Origin of the sequence: Robertmurraya sp. (assembly GCF_036676585.1) — a bacterium.
Classification (GTDB): Bacteria; Bacillota; Bacilli; order Bacillales; family Cytobacillaceae; genus Robertmurraya_A.
In genome coordinates this window covers 1-21256 of the sequence record NZ_JAKFCQ010000071.1, presented here as the reverse complement: position 1 = coordinate 21256, position 21256 = coordinate 1, and the positions used below count along the sequence as shown (strand labels likewise).

Annotated in this window: 18 protein-coding genes, 17 tRNA genes and 2 rRNA genes; 5 read left to right on the top strand and 32 right to left on the bottom strand. The window is 37.7% G+C overall.

What is annotated here, in order from left to right; translation table 11 throughout:
* Positions 1-139: 139 nt before the first annotated feature.
* The 3 genes from ACGLXV_RS09775 to ACGLXV_RS09765 all read right to left on the bottom strand — a co-directional run bounded on the left by ACGLXV_RS09775 (position 140) and on the right by ACGLXV_RS09765 (position 5623).
* Positions 140-2152 carry an ABC transporter ATP-binding protein gene (locus ACGLXV_RS09775; protein WP_391558426.1) on the bottom strand — a complete coding sequence of 671 codons (2013 nt, stop codon included), beginning with the start codon at positions 2150-2152 and terminating at the stop codon, positions 140-142.
* Complete coding sequence (locus tag ACGLXV_RS09770) at positions 2149-3906, bottom strand: ABC transporter ATP-binding protein (RefSeq protein WP_391558425.1); 1758 nt, start codon at positions 3904-3906, stop codon at positions 2149-2151. The genes ACGLXV_RS09775 and ACGLXV_RS09770 overlap by 4 nt, the downstream gene beginning before the upstream one ends.
* Positions 3907-4351: 445 nt before the next feature.
* A complete protein-coding gene (locus ACGLXV_RS09765) occupies positions 4352-5623 on the bottom strand; it encodes an MFS transporter (RefSeq protein WP_391558424.1) in 1272 nt (423 codons plus the stop codon).
* A gap of 199 nt (positions 5624-5822) precedes the next feature.
* Here ACGLXV_RS09765 and ACGLXV_RS09760 point away from each other — a divergent pair, with 199 nt between their 5' ends.
* Entirely contained in the window at positions 5823-6143 is a 321-nt protein-coding gene (locus tag ACGLXV_RS09760; RefSeq protein WP_119707099.1) for a hypothetical protein, read from the top strand.
* Between the two features lie 87 nt (positions 6144-6230).
* Here the strand turns inward: ACGLXV_RS09760 and ACGLXV_RS09755 are convergent, their stop codons facing one another.
* From ACGLXV_RS09755 to ACGLXV_RS09740, 4 genes are all read right to left on the bottom strand, one after another.
* Complete coding sequence (locus ACGLXV_RS09755) at positions 6231-6692, bottom strand: helix-turn-helix transcriptional regulator (RefSeq protein ID WP_119710498.1); 462 nt, start codon at positions 6690-6692, stop codon at positions 6231-6233.
* Between the two features lie 120 nt (positions 6693-6812).
* Positions 6813-6977, bottom strand: a complete 165-nt coding sequence (locus ACGLXV_RS09750) for a FeoB-associated Cys-rich membrane protein (RefSeq protein ID WP_391558423.1) — start codon at positions 6975-6977, stop codon at positions 6813-6815.
* 15 nt (positions 6978-6992) lie between these two features.
* Positions 6993-8996, bottom strand: a complete 2004-nt coding sequence (gene feoB, locus ACGLXV_RS09745) for a ferrous iron transport protein B (protein WP_391558422.1) — start codon at positions 8994-8996, stop codon at positions 6993-6995.
* A complete protein-coding gene (locus ACGLXV_RS09740) occupies positions 8996-9220 on the bottom strand; it encodes a FeoA family protein (RefSeq protein WP_391558421.1) in 225 nt (74 codons plus the stop codon). Before ACGLXV_RS09740 ends, feoB begins: the two co-directional genes overlap by 1 nt.
* A 281-nt stretch (positions 9221-9501) precedes the next feature.
* Here ACGLXV_RS09740 and ACGLXV_RS09735 point away from each other — a divergent pair, with 281 nt between their 5' ends.
* The 3 genes from ACGLXV_RS09735 (at position 9502) to ACGLXV_RS09725 (ending at position 12682) form a co-directional block, all read left to right on the top strand.
* On the top strand, positions 9502-10641 hold the full coding sequence (locus ACGLXV_RS09735) for a histidine kinase N-terminal domain-containing protein (RefSeq protein WP_119707095.1): 1140 nt from the start codon (positions 9502-9504) through the stop codon (positions 10639-10641).
* A gap of 154 nt (positions 10642-10795) precedes the next feature.
* Positions 10796-11254 carry a MerR family transcriptional regulator gene (locus tag ACGLXV_RS09730; RefSeq protein WP_391558458.1) on the top strand — a complete coding sequence of 153 codons (459 nt, stop codon included), beginning with the start codon at positions 10796-10798 and terminating at the stop codon, positions 11252-11254.
* A gap of 48 nt (positions 11255-11302) precedes the next feature.
* Complete coding sequence (locus ACGLXV_RS09725; RefSeq protein ID WP_119707093.1) at positions 11303-12682, top strand: hemolysin family protein; 1380 nt, start codon at positions 11303-11305, stop codon at positions 12680-12682.
* Between the two features lie 41 nt (positions 12683-12723).
* On the opposite strand, the gene ACGLXV_RS09720 is transcribed toward ACGLXV_RS09725, so the two are convergent.
* The 6 genes from ACGLXV_RS09720 to ACGLXV_RS09695 all read right to left on the bottom strand — a co-directional run bounded on the left by ACGLXV_RS09720 (position 12724) and on the right by ACGLXV_RS09695 (position 18539).
* Complete coding sequence (locus ACGLXV_RS09720) at positions 12724-13611, bottom strand: peptidylprolyl isomerase (RefSeq protein ID WP_119707092.1); 888 nt, start codon at positions 13609-13611, stop codon at positions 12724-12726.
* 127 nt (positions 13612-13738) lie between these two features.
* The gene (locus ACGLXV_RS09715; protein ID WP_391558420.1) at positions 13739-14410 is read right to left on the bottom strand and encodes a PspA/IM30 family protein; all 672 of its coding nucleotides are present in this window, start codon (positions 14408-14410) and stop codon (positions 13739-13741) included.
* Positions 14411-14412: 2 nt separating this feature from the next.
* Positions 14413-14910 carry a hypothetical protein gene (locus ACGLXV_RS09710; protein WP_391558419.1) on the bottom strand — a complete coding sequence of 166 codons (498 nt, stop codon included), beginning with the start codon at positions 14908-14910 and terminating at the stop codon, positions 14413-14415.
* Between the two features lie 91 nt (positions 14911-15001).
* Entirely contained in the window at positions 15002-16276 is a 1275-nt protein-coding gene (locus ACGLXV_RS09705) for a S1C family serine protease (protein ID WP_391558418.1), read from the bottom strand.
* Between the two features lie 162 nt (positions 16277-16438).
* Positions 16439-17845, bottom strand: coding sequence for a sensor histidine kinase (locus ACGLXV_RS09700; protein ID WP_391558417.1), 1407 nt, complete (start codon positions 17843-17845; stop codon positions 16439-16441).
* Positions 17835-18539 carry a response regulator transcription factor gene (locus ACGLXV_RS09695; RefSeq protein ID WP_119707087.1) on the bottom strand — a complete coding sequence of 235 codons (705 nt, stop codon included), beginning with the start codon at positions 18537-18539 and terminating at the stop codon, positions 17835-17837. The genes ACGLXV_RS09700 and ACGLXV_RS09695 overlap by 11 nt, the downstream gene beginning before the upstream one ends.
* A 260-nt stretch (positions 18540-18799) precedes the next feature.
* Between ACGLXV_RS09695 and ACGLXV_RS09690 the strand changes: the two genes are divergently transcribed.
* On the top strand, positions 18800-18928 hold the full coding sequence (locus ACGLXV_RS09690; RefSeq protein WP_276131190.1) for a hypothetical protein: 129 nt from the start codon (positions 18800-18802) through the stop codon (positions 18926-18928).
* Between the two features lie 123 nt (positions 18929-19051).
* Here ACGLXV_RS09690 and ACGLXV_RS09685 read toward each other — a convergent pair.
* The 19 genes from ACGLXV_RS09685 to ACGLXV_RS09595 form a co-directional block, all read right to left on the bottom strand.
* Positions 19052-19125, bottom strand: a tRNA-Gly gene (locus ACGLXV_RS09685).
* Between the two features lie 55 nt (positions 19126-19180).
* Positions 19181-19252, bottom strand: a tRNA-Gln gene (locus ACGLXV_RS09680).
* A gap of 19 nt (positions 19253-19271) precedes the next feature.
* Positions 19272-19347: transfer RNA gene (locus ACGLXV_RS09675), tRNA-His, on the bottom strand.
* Between the two features lie 12 nt (positions 19348-19359).
* Positions 19360-19430: transfer RNA gene (locus ACGLXV_RS09670), tRNA-Trp, on the bottom strand.
* Between the two features lie 14 nt (positions 19431-19444).
* Positions 19445-19517, bottom strand: a tRNA-Phe gene (locus tag ACGLXV_RS09665).
* A 28-nt stretch (positions 19518-19545) separates the two neighbouring features.
* Positions 19546-19621: transfer RNA gene (locus tag ACGLXV_RS09660), tRNA-Asp, on the bottom strand.
* 28 nt (positions 19622-19649) lie between these two features.
* Positions 19650-19742: transfer RNA gene (locus ACGLXV_RS09655), tRNA-Ser, on the bottom strand.
* A gap of 18 nt (positions 19743-19760) precedes the next feature.
* Positions 19761-19837, bottom strand: a tRNA-Met gene (locus tag ACGLXV_RS09650).
* 90 nt (positions 19838-19927) lie between these two features.
* Positions 19928-20003: transfer RNA gene (locus ACGLXV_RS09645), tRNA-Ala, on the bottom strand.
* A 19-nt stretch (positions 20004-20022) separates the two neighbouring features.
* A tRNA-Arg gene (locus ACGLXV_RS09640) sits at positions 20023-20099 on the bottom strand.
* Positions 20100-20190: 91 nt separating this feature from the next.
* A tRNA-Leu gene (locus ACGLXV_RS09635) sits at positions 20191-20279 on the bottom strand.
* Positions 20280-20291: 12 nt separating this feature from the next.
* Positions 20292-20366, bottom strand: a tRNA-Gly gene (locus ACGLXV_RS09630).
* Positions 20367-20400: 34 nt separating this feature from the next.
* Positions 20401-20485 (bottom strand) — tRNA-Leu (locus tag ACGLXV_RS09625).
* Between the two features lie 34 nt (positions 20486-20519).
* A tRNA-Lys gene (locus tag ACGLXV_RS09620) sits at positions 20520-20595 on the bottom strand.
* A gap of 7 nt (positions 20596-20602) precedes the next feature.
* Positions 20603-20678: transfer RNA gene (locus ACGLXV_RS09615), tRNA-Thr, on the bottom strand.
* Positions 20679-20754: 76 nt separating this feature from the next.
* Positions 20755-20827, bottom strand: a tRNA-Val gene (locus tag ACGLXV_RS09610).
* Positions 20828-20863: 36 nt separating this feature from the next.
* Positions 20864-20938 (bottom strand) — tRNA-Glu (locus tag ACGLXV_RS09605).
* Between the two features lie 8 nt (positions 20939-20946).
* Positions 20947-21062: ribosomal RNA gene (rrf, locus tag ACGLXV_RS09600) — 5S ribosomal RNA — on the bottom strand.
* Positions 21063-21136: 74 nt separating this feature from the next.
* A 23S ribosomal RNA gene (locus tag ACGLXV_RS09595) occupies positions 21137-21256 on the bottom strand; the annotation flags it as partial.

The window sequence follows — 21256 nt, the reverse complement described above, 5'->3', positions numbered from 1 at the left end:
AACTAATGTCACTGAAAGCTCTTCCATATTCTAGTCCCCCTTCATGCCTATGTTTGCTTTAACATTATCACGAATTCGGGGACCAACTGGACGTAATATTAGAAAATTGTATGTCTAAATTTCGAAAGTTCTTTGAACATCAACCCGCTAAGCTGCTTCCTTGTTGAAGCTGATACATTTGATAATACTTTCCTTCTTGTTCCATTAATTCATCATGCGTCCCTTTTTCGACGATACACCCTTTATCTAATACAAGTATTTGATCAGCATTTCGAATAGTGGATAATCTGTGAGCTATAATGAATGTGGTTCTTCCCTTTTTCAATACATCCATTGCCTCTTGAATGATCATTTCTGTCTCTGTATCAATACTAGATGTTGCTTCATCCAAGATAAGAATGGCCGGATCGAATGCCAATGCTCTTGCAAAAGATATAAGCTGTCTCTGTCCACTTGATAACGTGCTGCCCTTTTCAATAACCGGTTCATCAAAGCCTTTTTCCAAATGTTTAAATACTCTATCAGCTCCTACATCACGAAGTGCCTGTTCAACCTTTTCTCGAGTAATAGCTGGATTATCGAGACTAACGTTTGAAGCAATCGTACCAGTGAATAGAAAAGGATCCTGTAACACGATTCCCATATGCTGTCGTAGTGTTTGATGGGGAATATTTTTTATATCGGTTCCATCAACTAAAATACTTCCTTTTTGACAATCGTAAAATCTAAAAAGCAAATTGATAATTGAGCTTTTCCCTGAACCGGTATGTCCTACAAGCGCCACAGTTTCCCCGTGCTCCGCAGTAAAATGAATATCCTTTAAAACAAATTCATTTTCTTTATATCCAAAGGAAACATGCTCAAAAGTTACATTCCCCTTATAGCGTTCCATCCGATGATCATTAACATTGATTCCCTCTTCCGTTAATAACTCAAACACACGGTCTGCCGCAACGAGCGCTTGTTCTAGATTGGCTAGCTGATTCACAATCCCTTGAATAGGGTTAAAAAGGCGATTAATATAATCAACAAACGCATACAGCATTCCTAGCGAGACTACTGCACTTGGCTTTAGTGCCTCTCCCCCAAAATACCAAATAAAAGCTACAAATATCACATTCCTTAGTACGTTTACTAAATTATGTGAAGTTAATGAATTGAGACTTAAAAGTTTGTTTTGGAATTTAAAGTGATCTTCATTTAGTTTTTCAAATTCTTTCTGAGTTTGCTTTTCTCGATTAAATGCTTGAATTACATTCATCCCTTGAATGGATTCATTAACAATTGCGTTAATATCACTATTTCTCGAACGTATTTTATGATTATACTTTGATGCGTATTTTCGATATACAAGTGTCCACACAAAGAGAATTGGCAATAGTAATAAACAAATGAACGCTAGCTTTACATTGAGAATGAATAAAGCAATATAGATTCCCGTAATGTAAATCGCACTGGTAAAAAAGGTTGATAGTACAGTAACATATAATTCTCGAATTGCTTCAGTATCATTTGTTATTCTCGCAACAACCTTACCGGCTGGCAAATTATCAAAGTATCGAATAGGAAGCTTTTGAATCTGTCCAAATACATCCTCACGCATTTTTTGGATGACCCGGTTTGCAGACATCTGCAAATAAAAACGCTGTCCGTATTCAAAAATAGCTGCAATAACGATCAGTCCGAAATACAGTGATAATAAACCAATAATTCTTGAGGTTTCCGGCTGATAAAATGCTACCAGCTCCTCGGTTGAAAGCTTTGTTCCTTCGAAGGTTTCAATCTCTTCTCCCTTTGTAATAGTTAGGACGCCATTATTAAAGCTTCTTTCCCCGTCAAAGGGAGTAGCCTCCTCAACAAAGACAAAGGAACGATTGACTTGTAGGATAGTCGCTTCTTCTACCTTCACCTCATCATCCTCAATATATGTCTCACGTTTATAATAATTCCCTTTGTATTCGACTGAGTCCTTCGTTCCATTCGTTTGATACCAAGTCGACTCAATCCCTAATATGTGTTGATCAATCATTCGCTTGGCTATGAATGGTCCCGCAAGGTCAGCGGTAACCGCAACAGAAAGCATCATAAGTGCTGCGATTATGATTTTTTTATAATGCAAAGCGTATTGTACGAGGCGTTTACCAGTCGTCATACACTCACCTCCACTTCAGATGAGGTTTGAACCTGCTGTCTATCATATTGCTCTCGATACCAGCCGTTCCGTTCCATAAGTTCTTCATGGGTTCCTTCCTCAACAATGATCCCTTCATCTAACACGAGAATACGGTCCGCGTGCTGGACTGCAGACATTCGATGGGTCGTTATAATTGTTGTCTTTCCACTTCGTTCACTTCGTATATTTTCGATGATTTTCTTTTCTGTTTTTGCATCAACGGCTGAAAGAGAATCGTCTAAAATAAGAATTTCAGGATTCTTAATTAATGCTCTCGCTATCGAAATTCTTTGTTTTTGTCCCCCAGATAAAGCTACACCTTTTTCCCCAACAAGTGTTTCTAGACCTTCGGGAAGCATCTCAATATCCTTCTGGAAATCCGCTAACTCGATAGCTTTAACCAAATCAGCATCAGTAGCGTCCAGTCGTCCAAAAAGAATATTTTCTTTTACCGTCTTTGAAAACAGGACGTGATCTTGTGGAACGTACCCAATCCATCCTCTAGTTGTCTCTAACGTATGCTCATTTAACTCTACATTAGAAATAGTTAATGCTCCTACCCCTAACGGATATTCTCTTAATAGCTGTTTAATAAAGGTTGTTTTTCCACTTCCTGTTTTTCCAACAATCCCCAATGTCTCCCCTCGCTTCAAATCTACGTTGATTTTACTTAGGTTATCTACGTTAGAGGATGGGTATCGAAATGAAAATTCCTTGAACGTAATCTGCTCCGGATTATTATCCGATTTTGGATTCAATGGATCCGATACATCAGGCTGGTAGGATAATGTTTCTTGTACGCGGTCTAGTGAAGCATTTCCTCTTTGCATAATATTGATAAGCTCTCCAATCGCAAACATTGGCCAAACAAGCATACCTAAATATACATTAAACGAAACAAGTTCCCCTAACGTGAGTCGATTATGGAACACTAAGTATGAACCAAAACCTAATCCAATAACATAACTTAGTCCAACCAAAACCTTGATCGTTGGATTAAACAAAGAATCTATTTTTGCAACAGCCACATTCTTTTTATAAACATCCTCAGTCATATTGTGAAATCGTTCTTGATCTTCACGTTCTTGAACATAGGCGCGAATCACTCTTACTCCTGAAACCGACTCGAGAACACGATCATTAAGTTCACCAAATGCATCCTGTGCTGACATAAACTTTTTATGAATGGTATTGCCGTAATAATTGATGAGAACAGCCATGATTGGCAACGGTAGGACTGCTGCAAGAGTAAGTTCCCAACTAATAAAGACCGTCATCATCGCAACAATTGTAAGCATAAAGGCTGTGGAATCTACCAGTGTTAAAATACCAAATCCAGCAGTTGTAGAAATAGCCTTTAGATCATTTGTTGCACGGGCCATTAAATCTCCCGTTCGATTTTTTTCAAAGAACGTTGGTGTCATTTTAAAAAGATGCCTCATAAATTGTGAGCGCAGTTTTCTTTCAATAAGAAAAGCCCCACCAAACAGCTGGTACATCCAAATATATGTGACTCCATAGGATACAACTGTCAGAACAAAAAAAGCTAATAAGTACTGAACAATTTTTTCCTTACTTATTACTCCCATATGAATATCATCAATAACCATTCCGACAAGCTTTGGTGGAATAACATCAACAAATCCAATAAAAATAAGAAGTGTTATCGCAACAGTATAGCGTTTCCAATTTTCTTTAAAGAACCAACTCAATTTTCCTAAAATAGAGAACATCTTGGAGTCTCCTCTCTTTTCTTTCCGTCATGTATAACTAACCACTCTCAAGCTCCACGGGTGATACCAATAATCTTTCTACACGTAATGTTTGCATTGTTACTTCCTCCTAGAATTTTTTATAGTAATGGGATATTCCCAATGCTACCTCTTGTACAAGACAAAAAAGACATACCGCATCCTATGCGATATGTCAAAAGGCGACAAAAAAGCACAAGCTACTCATACGTAACCTGTGCCATTGATAAAATAGTTAACTGTGCTCATTTAAGGACAAGGATTATAAATGGTTACGCTCTCATATTCAGTTAAGTGAATGTGTAAATCTCTTACTCTCATGATCGTAACCTCCTATCCTTTCATTATTTTCCATATTTGTTACATTATCATCAAAATACAATAAAGTCAATTGAATTTTCTCAATATTGGTATGCTTTCACCATTACTAAGAAACCGTCAATGGCTTGGATTTTGGTTGGAGATTCCGACTGTATTTTGGAAGAGCAATGGCATAAAATACTCCCACTAACATCAAGCATCCTCCGACGATCCAATAAAGCATCTCCACTTTTAATAATGCTGGAAAACTATAAGCGATAAATCCCAAAGTTAGCGATTGAGAAAGCATCATTAATGGTGAAATCCACCCTTGAACTCTCCCCATCATTTTAGGGTCTACAATACTTGGCATCCATCCTCCGATTCCAATATTAACAAGTGGCAAGCCTAGAGCCGCAATAAACACTAAAACAAAGAATAAGACAAGGGACGTAACTAGTGATGAAAGGATGACAAAACTACCCGTAATAATAAGCCCCATAATAATAAGCTGATGAAGTTTTAGTTTTTCACTTATAACCGATGCAACGACACTTCCTAGTAAAGCTCCTGTTCCAAACATGATTCCGATAATAATTGAAAATTGTTCGTAGTTTTCCGGTGCAAGCTTATATTTTAAGATAAAAACAGGCATTACACTAAAACCACCGTTTACAACACCAAACACAATAAATCCAATCAACAGTGTTCTTAGGAGGCCGTGCTGTAGTATATATTTCATTGAATCCTTGAAATCAACAAATACAGTAGAAATATTTAAATCTTTTAATCGATGCTTTCCATTTGGCATTCTTACACTCTCTTGAATCTGGCAAGAACGGATAAGAAGAGCACTTATCATGAACGTAATGGTATCGATAAGGATTGCCCCGTAAATCCCTACCGTCCAATAGGCTAATACCCCTAACCCATTACCAAATAGCATAAACAAACTCATGACCAATTGATTTAAACCAGCAGCAGTTGTGTAATCATCCTGCTTAAGAATTCCTTGAACCATCGAATGCTCGGCGGGAAAAAAGAATTTTTGAACGGCACTTCTTAAAAAGAGAACAAAGAAGATCAGTGGCATCGAACCAATTATTAATGTCCCTAAAAATATTATGGAAAGTACAGCACTTATCCAGTCACAGCTGAAAGCAATCTTTTGTCTATCCATTCGATCTGCAAATACGCCGACTAGAAAAAAAACAGCTAGTGTTGGGAGTGAATACATTAACTCTGTTATAGATGCGTACATAGGCTGGTCGGAAAAACGATCCAATAAAAAAAACATAAAAGCAGTAAGTCCAATCGTACTACCCATTTGTGAGGTGAAGTTCGCTAAAAAAAGCTTGGTGAAATTTTTGTTTTGAAAAACAACAATAAATTTTTTCATTTATTCTACCCCTAACTCCCTTTGATACCTTTAGTTTACTTTGCATTGCTTTTACTCAAAACAGACCTTTGATGGGATTTTCCTCCGCCTCTAGACGGAAGAGATTGAATTCTCAGTATATTTCCTAACAAACATGTTTCATTATGGGGAAGAAGGGGTAATAATTGATAAAAATAACTCGGGTAAAGGAGTGCTATCCATGAATGAAACATCGTCTATAACGATTTGTTATACCCACCGAATAATGATGAAAGAGATAATGGAACTTTATACATTAGCAAAGAAATTCAATGGCATGGTCACTTTTTATCATAATCATCATTCAGTTTCAGGCTTACACATAACAAAGCTAGTGACATTCTTTTTAACAATAAAAAGGGGGAGTAAGTTGCTAGTAGTTGTTGATGGACAAAGGAATCATTTATTTCTAAATAAGATCAAATCTATTTTTGAGAACGACCAGACGCTCAATCATGTCTCCAAATCAATTTCTTTTCAACACCCGCTACAACTCAAATGATGAAAGTGACAACTAACTTTATTCCAAATATCTCATGAAAAAAAGCTACTAAGTATCCCTTATTGGAAACCCGGTAGCTTTTTGTTCTTACTCCTTTATTTCATTCACAAGCTCTTCAAAACGCTCTCTGGACGCATGTTCTTCGAAGCTGCTGAAAATGCGGAAGTACTCATCATCAAGAATACGATAGTGTTGACTTAAGACATTCTGCTGTAGAATAATCCCCTTTTTTCTGTCAATTTCACGCCACCATAGCTTTCCACCCAATGTTTTTTCTTTTCGGTAATCAATCCCATCTCTCGCCACAGTCTCAAGCACTTCTAATGGGTCACTACCAAATAAATATTGAATGGTTTCTGTTTCACGAAATAGAGCACAAATGGTAACAACCGTCTGCCAGTTTGCATCCATCCTACCTTTTTCAATTTGTACGAGCGTCTTTTTCGAAAGACCGATGACTTCACCCATTTTATCCTGTGTGTATCCTGCTTCCGTCCGGATTAACCTCATTTTCTCCGATACCTTCGATATTATCTCGTCTCTAGTCAAATCCATTCAGTCCTTTAAAATGAATTGGTGTAATTTTACACATCCTCCACTTATTATAAAGCAACAATGGAAAATATTCCAATAAAAAACTGCTGTCCTGATGAACAGCAGTTTATACATTTATTTATTATCAGTAACTTGACTAATACATACGGCTTCACTTTTACAAGCATTCTTGACCGCACACGCGGCACATTTCCCTTGTCTTGATTTTTGAATATGCTTATAAAAAGAAAAGCCTGCATAACCAAAAATAATGCTACCTAATAGAATATTCGCCAACATGATCCCACCTCATTTTCATGAAAATCCTAATAGTTTCCCAACTTGGTAGACAAGTAAACATAAAACATAGGCTACGACAAAGGCATAAACAATTGAAATAATTGTCCATTTTCTTGAAGCAGTTTCTTTTCTTATTGTTGCTACAGTTGCCAAGCAAGGGATATACAATAAAATAAACAACATAAAACTATAGGCAGCTAAAGGAGAATAAGATGTTGCTAGTAAACCTTGTAGACTAGATTCATCAGGAACGAAGTAAATGATATTCATCGTTGATATAATTGCTTCCTTTGCTAAAAAGCCCGTTAACAAGGAGGCTCCCGCTTGCCAAGAACCAAAGCCAATTGGAGTAAATAGGGGTGCAAATACCCCTCCGATCATTGCTAAAAAACTATCATCCATATTTACATTTACTCCTGCTGGACCAGCATATGATAAAAGCCAAATAAGGACAGAACCTGCAAATATAAAAGTACCAGCCTTACGGATAAAACCTTTGCCTTTATCCCATGTACTTCTCCATAGTGTCTGGAATTGAGGGAGTCGATAAGGAGGAAGCTCAATGACGAATAGTGAGGTCTCTCCATTTAATAGTGTTTTAGAAAAAACCTTTGCGACAACCAGAGCAACAATAATCCCGATAACATATAGAGAAAGGACAATAAAAGCTTTATGCTCTACAAAGAAAGCTCCTACAAACAAGGCATATACAGGAAGTCGAGCCGAACATGACATAAGAGGAGTTAACAATATGGTAAGCAATCTTTCTTTCAGAGTTTCAATCGTACGGGCTGCCATGACTCCTGGAACATTACAACCAAATCCAATCATCATTGGAATAAATGCCTTTCCATTTAAACCAACCAACTCCATCATCCGATCCATGACTAATGCTACTCTAGCCATATAGCCTGAATCCTCCAGTAAGGAAATAAAGAAAAACAGGATGAAAATTTGTGGTACAAAAACAAGAACCCCACCCACTCCTGCAACAATACCGTCAAGAACAATAGCATGTATAAATTCAGATGCCCCAACTAATCCAAGTAAGCCTTCAATTAAATTTGTTAGAGGACCAGTAATAAACCCATCAAGTAAATCAGATAGTGGAAAGCCAAGCCAGTCAAACGTAAGCATAAACATCACATACATCAGGCTAAGGAAAATAGGAATTCCTAACCACTTATTAGTAACCAAAGCATCCATTTTCTCTGAAAATGGTGGGTGTATGTCTTTTCTTTTCACGGTAACCTTTTCGGCTATAGATGTGATGACTTCTCTTCTAGTTTGGTATATAAATGTCTCTACCGTTTTAGCAGATACTTGAAAAATATTTTGTTCAACTTTTTCAATGATCAGATTAATTTTTTCTTCTCCAACAAGATCATTCATATACTTCTTTACATACTCATTTCCTTCTAACAGCTGAAGTGTAAGCCAACGTGCGGATATCTTTGTTTTCTCTTCAATTAATTGTGAGATATGTAGTATCGTTTCTTCAATTTCCTTCCCATAGTTTATGAGGCTTTTATTCGAACCTACATTGGAGGAATCCGTTACCATCTCTGCAAGCACATCACAACCTTTGCCACTTCGTGCGATTACAGAAGTTACGGGGATACCTAATATCTTTTCAAGCTTCTCGGTATGTACTTCAATTCCTCGTTTGCTAGCTACATCAACCATATTCACCCCAATAACAATAGGCTTACCTAGCTCTAATAATTGGAGAGTAAGATGTAAGTTCCTTTCAATTTGTGAAGCATCAATAATATTTAGGATTTTATCGTATGATTCATGAAGAACAAATTGGGTAACAACACCTTCATCCTTAGATAGAGGGTTTAAGGAGTAGATTCCTGGTAAATCAATTAACCTTGCTGCTTTTTGCTTAAAGGCACCAATCTTTTTCTCAACTGTCACTCCACTCCAGTTCCCTATATACTCATACGAACCTGTTAAGCTGTTGAAAAGTGACGTCTTTCCAGTATTCGGATTTCCAAATAGAGCAATTTCCATTATCCTTTTTCCACCTCAATGCAACTTGCCTCGTTTCTCCTAATTCCTACGCACTGTCCGCATGATTCGAGCATGACAGGTCCACCAAACGGCATAATGCATTTTATACAGACAATCGAGCCCTCAGTTATACCTAAATCTAATAATCTGCGCCTGACTAAAGCATTGGCGCCAGATATATCCTTAATAACGGCTTTTTCCCCCGCTTTTAATGCTACTAACATAGTTATCACCCGTATACTTATTGTTTTTCTTACAATGAATCTAATTGAGAATGATTATCTTTATTTATAGCACGTTTCCTTTTGGGTCGCTGTGTGAAATGTCACAATAACTTACTCATGCTCATAGGTGTTTTAAAAATGGATTTTTTTTACAATTAATAAGACTTACGTATGATTTCTATCTTTCTCATTTTTCGAAAGAGGATTCCACCTAAAATCCTCGAATATATCCTTATTAACTAATAAAGAGAGAGAAAGAATATAAGGGTGAGTGACAATCCATGCTACAAGCAACCAGGGAGAAATTAATTGATTATCTCTCAAAATCAAAGAATTTATTAGTCTCTTTATGGGAAAAAGAAATCCTGATATCAACAGAAGATCCATATAAATTTGAAATTAATACGAATGATTTTTCATTATTTCAAATGATTCTAGATGGTCTTGATATAGAAGGTCTAGACTTTGAAAAGTTCATTGAAGAATTTTCGTTAGTAATTGCTGAACAACGAGTAAATGATTCTATCAACATTGGGACATTTGTTTATAATGTCAATATCGGCCGTTCGATTATCTATCACCATTTACTTGAAACTGAATTTACAAAAGAAGAAATCCAAGAATCCATAAAGAGCATCGATTCATTCTTCGATAAGTTTCTACTTTACTCCGTTTCTTACTTTACAGAGGAGAAAAATAAAATTATTGAAGAAAAGACGCAATTTATCGATTCTACACACAAAGATAGGCTAACACTACTTGGACAGATGACCTCAAGTTTTATTCATGAATTTCGAAACCCCTTAACTTCGGTTCAAGGTTTTATTCAATTATTAAAAGCCGAAGATCCATCAATTAAATACTTAGATATTATTTCAAGTGAATTAGAGCAGCTAAACTTCCGTATTTCTCAATTCTTACTTCTCTCGAAGAAAGAGCTAATTGGTAAAGAAAAAAGTTCATTTTCATTAAATGAACTTATTGATGAAGTACTCATATTCTTATATCCAAGCATACTCGACTCAAAAGTAAAGGTTATAAGAGAAACTTTTGACCATGTTAATTTATTCGGATACGTGGATGAAATTAGACAGGTGCTAATCAACATTATATTTAATGCAATTGATGTATTAACACAATACCGTGAAGACCCAATAATAGAGATCATTTGTTCTCTTTCACACAATAAGCATGTTGTTATCGAAATATCAAATAACGGACCAATGATTCCAGACCAGATGTTAAAATCAATTTTCGAGCCATTTGTCACTACTAAAACACTCGGAACTGGCCTTGGACTTTTCGTATGTAGAGAAATCATTGAAAAACATAAAGGTCGTCTTATATGTGAATCAAGTACGGAAAAAACCATTTTTAGAATGACGATGCCCATTCCTTCTCTTACAGAAGCCTCTGAGTAAAGAGGCTTTTTTCATTTTTCTAACAATTCCCCCAAGAACCTTCATAATATATTAAATTCATCATAAAATATGGATAATACCATTTTTTATCTAACCGTAACGTTTGACTGTACAGTTTTTCCTTTCGTATAATTATAATTATTTATATTAAACAATTCATAAGCAGAGGTGGTACAATGGGGTATTTTACCGAATTGGGGAGCTAGCTTCAATCGCAAAAGTTTCAAGAAGAACGATTGACTACTACACAAATTTAGGGTTACTGCATGCCGATCGTTCAAAGGGAAATTACAGACTTTACAATGATGAAGCCTTAGAAGCTCTACATTTCATTGAGGAATGTAAAGAAATGCATATCCCTTTAGAAGAGATTAAGAGAAAACTAGAAATGAAAAAGCAAAAAGACGTGAAACAGGGAGAAATGGAAAAGCATATTCACTCCATTGGTCAACAAATGAAGCAGCTACAGCACGATATTTCTGTACTCATCCCATTAATTGAAAATCTAGATGGTCAGCAAACGAAAGTTCTCTCTGAAGAGTTAACAATGGAGAGCGAATGGCTGATGAAGTTTTTACCCGAGTTTCATAGGTTAGTAAAATTTTCGAATTAACTGGGAGGTGACTCCTTACTCGTTTATTAAGCGAGATAAGGAAACTTATTGGACATATTAAACTTGGTTTTAATAGCCATTTTAATTGCTTTGACGGCATTTTTTGTGGTTTCGGAATATGCTATTGTAAAGGTGCGAGTCGCACGGCTCGACCAGCTCATTGAGGAAGGCAAAAAAAGTGCTATTTCTGCAAAAAGGGTTAATGCTAACCTAGACAATTACTTGTCTGCTTGCCAACTTGGTATTACTATGACAACTCTAGGACTAGGGTGGTTAGCAATTGAACCCATTGAAATCGTATTGCGTCCTATTTTCCAGCAAATGAACGGAACAGAGACAATAGTATCCTTCCTTTCTTTCGGAATAGGTTTCTTGGCTATTACATTCCTTCATGTGTTATTTGGAAAAATAGCTCCAAAAACGATGGCACTGCAAAAAGCAGAGAAAATGACGCTCTTTACTGCGCGTCCACTCATCTGGTTTTACCGACTAATGTTCCCTTTCATTTTTGTACTAAATGGAACAACGAAAATATTAACAAAAATATTTGGGCTAAAACCGGCTTCCATAAATGACTTAGCACATTCTGAAGAAGAGCTGCGATTAATACTTTCTGAGAGCTATAAAAGTGGTGAGATAAACCAATCAGAGTTTAAATATGTAAACAAAATATTTGAATTCGATAACCGAATTGCCAAGGAAATTATGGTTCCTAGACGCGAAATCGTTACCCTATCAAAGGACAATACGTTAGAGGAATTTCTTCAAGTTGTTAACGAAGAAAAGTTTACTCGTTACCCTATTATAGACGGTGACAAGGACCATATTATAGGAATGGTAAATATAAAAGAAATCATGACTGAGCTCATACAAAACCGAACACTCTTAACGAAGACACTTGAAATTTATACAAGACCTATTATCCGCGTTATAGATACGGTTCCTATCCATGACTTATTAGTTAAAATGCAAAAGGAACGAATCCATATGGCCATTCTTATGGATGAATATGGCGGTACTTCTGGTCTAGTTACAGTGGAAGACATCATAGAAGAAATAGTTGGTGAAATTCGTGATGAGTTTGATATGGATGAAATTCCAATGATACGAAAGCTTCAGGAAGATCACTATATTATTGATGCAAAAATGCTTGTTAGCGAAGTAAATGATCTATTAGGATTAAATATTGATGATGAAGATGTGGATACGATTGGTGGTTGGATCTTAACTGAGAATTATGAGGCAAGAGAAGGCGACGAAATTACACTTGAAAACTACACCTTCAAAATTATTGAGATGGAAGAACATCATATGAAATATGTAGAAGTTTCAAAAAATGTAACAAAGCATTCTTTAATTGATACCCCACTTCCAGCTGTCCCAAACTCATCCGAAGAAATGATTTCTAAACAGTCAGTTAGTTTCTAATATGAGGAACCCTCGATTGAACAATCAATCGAGGGTTCTTTTTATGCTTCTAGATTGTTAGTAATTTCATACTCTTCTTTAAGCTCTTCTAACCATACTGTATATTCTGTAGACATCTTATCATTCATTAAGGTATCTGTAATCTCTTCCTTACTATCTTCGAAATTAGCTTCCTTCGCTTCCTGATGATCGACAACTTTAATTATATGGTAACCATACTCCGTTTTTACAGGAGCACTAATCTCATCCACACCGAGTGCAAATGCAACCTCTTCAAACTCTGCTACCATATCACCACTGCTAAAGTATCCTAAGTCCCCACCAGATTCTGCTGTTGTTGTATCTGTTGAATATTCTTTAGCTAATTCGCTAAAGTCTTCCCCTGCATCTAGTTTACTTTTGACTTCGTTAGCAGTTGCTTCATCAGCAACTAAAATATGGCTTGCTTGTACTTGTTCAGCTGTAGCAAAAGTATCCTTATTTTCATCAAAATATGTTTGTAACTCTTCATCTGTAATTTCAATTCTTGGCTCAATCAATTTCTCGGTTTTAATATAATTAATAATATCGTCTCGAACATCGTCCATTGTCATTCCAGTCGCTACAACTGCCTCTTCAAGAGCAGTTTCACCGCCATATGATTCAGCCAATGTGGCAAGTTCCTCTTCAACTTCTTCATCTGATACCGTAATCTTTTGTTTATCCGCTTCAAGCTCAATTAATTTGTTTGTAATTAACACATCAAGTGCATCTGCTCCATACTGATCTAACAAAGTCTGTTGGAGTTCATCTTCTGAGATGGACGCATCTCCTACCGTTGCTACTACACTATCTTTTGTTGATAAGAGAATACCAGCGATAATAGCTAGTCCGACTAATGCTGTTACTATTGTTATTACTAACTTCTTCCTAAGTAATTTTTCCTTCATTTTGTAATTGTCCTCTCTTTTGTTTTCTCTTCCTAATACTAACCTGTAAATGTGACAAAACTATTAACAAGCAATGAAAGAGTTATGAAAAAGAAAAGAGACGATTAGCTCGTCTCCCTCTCCCAAATTATACAGTTTCTAGTCTTGAAGATTTTAGCTTCTCCAATTCCTTTTCTACATCTTCATGTGAATATGTTCCAAGAACATTCTCAATTCTTCCCGCATTCGCTTTTATGAAATATTGATTTGCTTGTGACTTTGCTTCAAGTTTAAGTATCTCTTCCTCTACTCTTATGAACCCCTTTACCGCTCGGTCCGGATTAATCGAAGAAAGAACTTGTGAGATATCGTTTGATACCTTTGCCGCTGTCATTCTAGAAACGAGCAACAGTTTACGATCCTGTAATTCGTCGTATTTTTCTTTAAGTTTATCGAGTTCGTCGTACAATAAATTCGTTTGATTTTTAATTGTGTGGTACTGTCCTTCATACAATCTTAATTTTTTCTCTTGTTGAAGCTTGTCCTCTATCGCTAGTCTAGCAATCTGATCTTCTCCTCTTTCGACTGCTAACTCAGCTTGCCTTGCTCTTTTTTGGACTCTGTCAATCGTTGATTCAATGACTGCTTCAAACTTCTTTTCAATATACAGCTGCTGAGCGAGAGCCTTTTGTGCTTTTCCAATCTCTCCCTCAAGTTCTCTTAAATATTGTTTGAGCATACTAATTGGATCCTCTAATCGATCCAAAGCGTCATTAAAATCTGCTGTTGCGATATCTTTTATTCGTTTGAAAATCCCCATTTTTACTTTTCCTCCCTACGTACTTTGTTTTCCCACTCATCAAGGAAATCTCTATTTGTATAGGACGGTACAACTAAATCTTCTCCCGTCATTAATTCTTGAACATTTGTGTCTTTCTTTACTGCACCCTTATAAAGTAAGTAACCTAATAAAATAAGAAGTGGAATGGCTAGAATAGTAGGTAATAGAGCAAGTATTCCTAGTGCTAGTAAGATTCCACCAGTAAGTTTCATTCCATTGCTCTTTCCTCTAACCCAAAGCATCCAACCAGCTATCACTAGGCCAACCTTTGCTAATACACCTAGTAAGAATGGTAATAAGAAGAAGGAGTGGTTCACCATCATACCTCTTTCATGAAAACCATGAACGCCTCCACCTTTCATTCCATGAAACCCCTGAGCTTGAACGGTCATGGTTGGTATACTAAACATACTAACAATGACAATCGCTAGAACGACGATCGGTGCTACGATTATCGTCCACTTTACCGCCTTGTTCAAATGAATTCACCTCCCTTCAAATAAAACTGGATGCCCTGTTTATTTAAAATCTTGTTATTAACGTCCATTTCTAATCCCTCCGAAGATTTGATTAACTTGTCGCTTGCTGATCTGTTAAAGTCATCGTGACCGTTTTTTCTTGTCCTTTGCTATAGACCTTTAAGGTTATTTCATCACCCACAGATAGATCATTGTATAAATACTTACGTAAATCATTTGAATTGGTTACCTTCACGTCATCGATACTAACGATTACATCACCTACTGCTAAACCTGCTTTCGCGGCAGCTGAGCTAGAATCGATTTGCATCACCATTGCACCTTCTGTTACTGTTTCTGGTACTTCCTGCAGATACATTTGGGGAAGTTCCTCTAGACCTGCTAAGCTTACTCCCATATAAGGACGTGTAATTTGGCCAGATTCAATAAGTTGGTTTACGATTGGTACTACGTCATTACTTGGAATCGCGAATCCTAATCCCTCAACTCCATCCTCTGAGATCTTAAGTGAGTTAATTCCTATTACCTGCCCACTTGAATTGAGTAAAGCTCCACCACTATTTCCAGGATTAATGGCTGCATCCGTCTGGATTACATTCAGCTCCCATTCTCCTGCAGAAGTCGTAACCGCTATCGTCCGATCCGTTGCACTTACAATCCCTTGAGTTACCGTACGTGAAAATTCAAGGCCAAGTGGATTTCCTATGGCAAGTACCTCTTCTCCAGCACGTAATGTGGAAGAATCTCCGAATTCAAGTGTGCCTTCAACATCTTTGGAATCAATTTTTAATACAGCTAAATCAGTTAGAGCATCTGCCCCAATTAGTTGTGCACTTGCTTTCTCTCCGTTATAAAGCGAAACCTCAATTTCACTTGCCCCTTCGATCACGTGATTGTTTGTAACAATATAAGCCTCATTACCTGTTACTTTAAAAATGACACCTGACCCTGACCCGGCCTCAACAGCTGATGTGTCAGTAGAATAACGACTAGTTTGTTCTTGTAAGTTGACAATCCCTACAATCGCTTTTGAGGATGCTTCAACCATATCTGCAACTGCAATATCATCAGAATTTTGAGTTGTAGATGTAGCAGTTGTCACTACAGCTGCTGCCTCATTATTTTCATTTGAACTAGACACAGCAGAGTTTTGCTCTCCAGTAACTCCACTTATCTTCTCAGAGAGGTTTTGAAGTGTGTCTATATTAGGAATAGCTACGATGGTAAGCATAGATCCTACAACCCCAGCAGTCACCATTGATAAAAAGCTTTGCACCTTCCTTCCTTTCTTTTTCTTCTTAACAGGTTCTGTATGATATTCTTGTGAAGTTTCTAATTGTGATGGGAATTGATTAAAATCGCTCATCCTAAGCTCCTCCTTTATGTCTTGCTTCATAGTTACATCATAGACCCCATTTATGAACAAATAATTAACAAACCTTTAATAGAGTTAGAAATAATAGGGAAAGATTATGTTTATTCTGCAAAAAAAAATAAGCCGCAAATGCGGCTTATAATTTTGCTACAATCATTCTGAGGGAAAACGAATCGTAAATATGGTTCCTTTTCCTTTATCACTCGTTACTTCGATCTTTCCACTATGAAGCTGTACGAGCTGTTTGACAATCGACAAGCCTAACCCAAACTCTCCAAATGGATTTGATGTACGCGAGATTTCAGCTTTATAAAAACGATGCCATATTTTCTCAATCTCCATCGGATCGATTCCTATACCCGTATCTTCAATTTCAATAATGGTTTCCCTTATTCCATTCTTCCCTCGCAAATAGATACTTCCATTTGAAGTAAACTGAATGCTATTTTTGGTTATATTAATGAGAATTTGCACAAGACGGTCATAATCCGCATAAATGGACATACCTTCCTCTACCTCTATGTGAATAGAGTTCCCTTTTTCCTCTGCTTGAAGAGATAATTGCTCTTGGATGATTTCAAATAACTCATCCAATGGAATCTCTTCTTTAGTAAGCTTGATCTGATTTGAGCGGATTTTATCATAATCTAGATTTTCATTTACCAGGCGAATCAGACGCTTTGTCTCTTTACTTACTAGTTGAATTCCTTTCTCTTTTTCTTCTTCTGCAATCATATTATTTTTAAGTCCTTCAATTACTCCGCTGATCGTTGTAAGCGGTGTTCGAAGTTCATGCGATACATCTGACATAAAATTACGACGGCGATTTTCCAAGCTTTCGATTTCTTCCTTGGAGGCATTTAATCGCATCACCATTGAATTAAAGTCCTCGGCAAGTTCCCCTATTTCATCAAATGTTGAAGAAGGTAGCTTTACTGTGTAATTCCCAGCAGCAACGGATGATGTTGCCGCTTGAATTCGTTTAATTCGATGAACATGTATTCTTGATAAAATCAAGCTTAGTAAAACAGCAACCACTAAAGCGATGAGAACTGTATAAAATAAATATTGATTAATTTGACTGATCATTTCTCTTGAACCGCTAATTGGGGCAGTAAGAAAGATTCCTCCTGCTAATTGTCCATTTACTATATAAGGAATAGCAACAAGTGTTACTTCCTGATCCGAGCGTTTCGTCCTATTTTTAACAATTAGAGTCTCTCCGCTCGAAATTTGTTCAAGTACTTCATCCACTAACCTTAAATCTCCCCCGTGCTTATCGGCAGGAAATATAACTGCTCCTTTCTCATCAAAGATAGAAAAGCTAATATTCCGTCCACCTAATACGGTCATATACTCATTTACAATTCGGTCGGAGGAAAGATTCCCCTCTGTAATGTCACGCAAGATATTTTCACCGTATGATTCAAGTTCATCCACCTTATTTTTATACACAAGCCCTTCTACATAATGAGAGAACACTAAGCTTAATATTAAAAAAGCAACTACTAGCACACTTATGTGACTTATAAGCTGCTGATACAAATATTTAATTTTCATTTCCTTGCACCACTTCATCAAACTTGTAGCCTACACCCCAGACTGTATGGAAGAATGGCTGAGAATCGGTTCCTATCTTCTTTCTTAATCTTTTAATATGAACATCTACTGTTCGCTCATCGCCATAAAATTGGTAGCCCCATACTCGCTCAAGTAGCTGTTCCCTTGTAAAGACCTGCTTTGGATGCTGCGCGAAGTAGTAAAGAAGTTCAAATTCCTTCGGTGTTAAATTTAACACCGGCTGATCATCTAAAAATACTTCTCTTGTATCTTTACTGATTTTAAAATGTTTTGTTTGTAGCATCCCTTTATCAACTTTTACTAGATCATTACTTTGCATACGACGACTAATCGCCTTGATTCTTGCCATTAAAGCAAGTGGACTGAACGGTTTTGTCACATAATCATCTGCTCCCATTTCAAGTCCTAGCACTTGGTCTGACTCTGTATCCTTTGCAGTTAACATAATAATGGGAACCGAATAGCCTTCTTCTCGGATTTTTCGACATATCATAACACCATCCATACTCGGAAGCATCCAGTCAATAATAACCAAGTCCCATTCACCTGATTTAAACGTGTTAAGGCCTTCTAAACCATCGTGGATATACGTCCCTTTAATTCCCTCTTTAGAAAAAAACATATCAATCATTGAGCATACACTCTCATTATCTTCTATCACTAATACTTTCATTTATTTCATCTCCCCCTACATCTCTCGACCTTAATTTAAATGTATTTATAACTATTTTTCAACTAAAAATGAGATTCTTCCTATTTTATTAATAGCTAAGTAATAGTTTGGTCATATTTTATTCATAACATGATAAGGGAAAGAAATTAATAATTTATTTCTTCTTACCCCCATAAAGAAGAACTTCGCATCGAAAAGTTTAGTAGACCAGGAAATAGGGTATGGTTAATAACGTACATAAACGAGAGGAGTATATAACTATGCGATTAATAAAAGCTGATATCGATGAATTGTTAGAATCCACTCGCGACCTTACTGAAGATGAAGGATTTTCATTCATCACAACAATTGAAATCGATCATTTACTTGAAAATACACAAGATTGGTAAAAGGATAGGTGCTATGCACCTGTCCTTTCTTTATGAAAACAATTTCTTAAAAAATAAAAAACACTAGGGCTGCTTCATTTTTTGAAACAACTCTAGTGTTGGAAACAAGGTTATATGTATTTATGGAGCGGGTGATGAGAATCGAACTCACGACATCAGCTTGGAAGGCTGAGGTTTTACCATTAAACTACACCCGCACAATGTATTATTGTCTAGCTCTGAAAGTTCATCAAGCTTACTTCGTTTTTCATACTGGGCTAGCTGGATTCGAACCAACGCATGACGGAGTCAAAGTCCGTTGCCTTACCGCTTGGCTATAGCCCAATGAAGAAATTGCATATAATGGGGCGACTGATGGGAATCGAACCCACGAATGTCGGAACCACAATCCGATGCGTTAACCACTTCGCCACAACCGCCATGTTATTTGACAGGGGTAGTAGGAATCGAACCCACACCGAAGGTTTTGGAGACCTTTGTTCTACCTTTAAACTATACCCCTTCAAAAAAGAAAGATGGCTCAGGACGGAATCGAACCGCCGACACAAGGATTTTCAGTCCTTTGCTCTACCGACTGAGCTACTGAGCCATTGTATTGCTATTCAATTATGTATAGATGGCGGTCCCGACCGGGATCGAACCGGCGATCTCCTGCGTGACAGGCAGGCATGTTAACCGCTACACCACGGGACCAGAGTTTTTTTAAAGTGTTTACTTAAGATGGAGGAGGTAGAGGGATTCGAACCCCCGCGCGGTTTGACCCGCCTGTCGGTTTTCAAGACCGATCCCTTCAGCCAGACTTGGGTATACCTCCAAAGAAATAAAACTATTATGGTAGCGGCGGAGGGGATCGAACCCCCGACCTCACGGGTATGAACCGTACGCTCTAGCCAGCTGAGCTACACCGCCAAAGTTAATTTAAAGTAGATGTTTTACTACACTACGTTTTATGAATTATTGAAGACTATTTTCACTACACTACGTTCCGTGAAAAAATCTTGGTGGAGCCTAGCGGGATCGAACCGCTGACCTCCTGCGTGCAAGGCAGGCGCTCTCCCAGCTGAGCTAAGGCCCCAAACAAATATTAATAGAAATGGCGCGCCCGAAAGGAGTCGAACCCATAACCTTCTGATCCGTAGTCAGACGCTCTATCCAATTGAGCTACGGGCGCATATTTTTGTAATGTCACTTATATTAGTGTGTTAAGGACAGCTATTTTGCTTTGCACTAATGGATGGATATTTTACATTCGTAAAAATCCTTGGTGCCGAGGACCGGAATCGAACCGGTACGGTAGTCACCTACCGCAGGATTTTAAGTCCTGTGCGTCTGCCAGTTCCGCCACCCCGGCAAAAGTAAGTTCTGGAGCGGAAGACGGGATTCGAACCCGCGACCCCAACCTTGGCAAGGTTGTATTCTACCACTGAACTACTTCCGCATATGGAAAGTTATTAGGATACAAAAAGAAGCATTGGTGCGGGTGAAGGGAGTCGAACCCCCACGCCTTGCGGCGCTAGATCCTAAGTCTAGTGCGTCTGCCAATTCCGCCACACCCGCATAATGGAAAGTATTTTGCTGAAGCAAAAAACTTTGGTGAGCCATGAAGGACTCGAACCTTCGACCCTCTGATTAAAAGTCAGATGCTCTACCGACTGAGCTAATGGCTCGTACAAATGGTGCCGGTGAGAGGACTTGAACCCCCAACCTACTGATTACAAGTCAGTTGCTCTACCAATTGAGCTACGCCGGCTTATTAAAATCTTATTTTCTCTTACTTGAATTTATTAAGTAAGACTATTTTTCACGTAAGTGAAAAATAGTCTTGATGGAGGATGACGGGATCGAACCGCCGACCCCCTGCTTGTAAGGCAGGTGCTCTCCCAGCTGAGCTAATCCTCCAAAATGGAAAGTTATTCTCACTTTTTGAAAAAACTTTGGTGACCCCTACGGGATTCGAACCCGTGTTACCGCCGTGAAAGGGCGGTGTCTTAACCGCTTGACCAAGGGGCCATTTTTAAACCTAGCGACGTCCTACTCTCACAGAGGGAAACCCTCAACTACCATCGGCGCTGAAAAGCTTAACTTCCGTGTTCGGTATGGGAACGGGTGTGACCTTTTCGCTATCGCCACTAGATTATATGATTGAAGAAAATCATTCCTTCAAAACTAGATAATGAATGAAGAAGAAGAAATACGTTTCATCTCAATTTGGTTAAGTCCTCGATCGATTAGTATCAGTCAGCTCCACACGTCGCCGCGCTTCCACCTCTGACCTATCAACCTGATCATCTTTCAGGGATCTTACTAGCTTGCGCTATGGGAAATCTC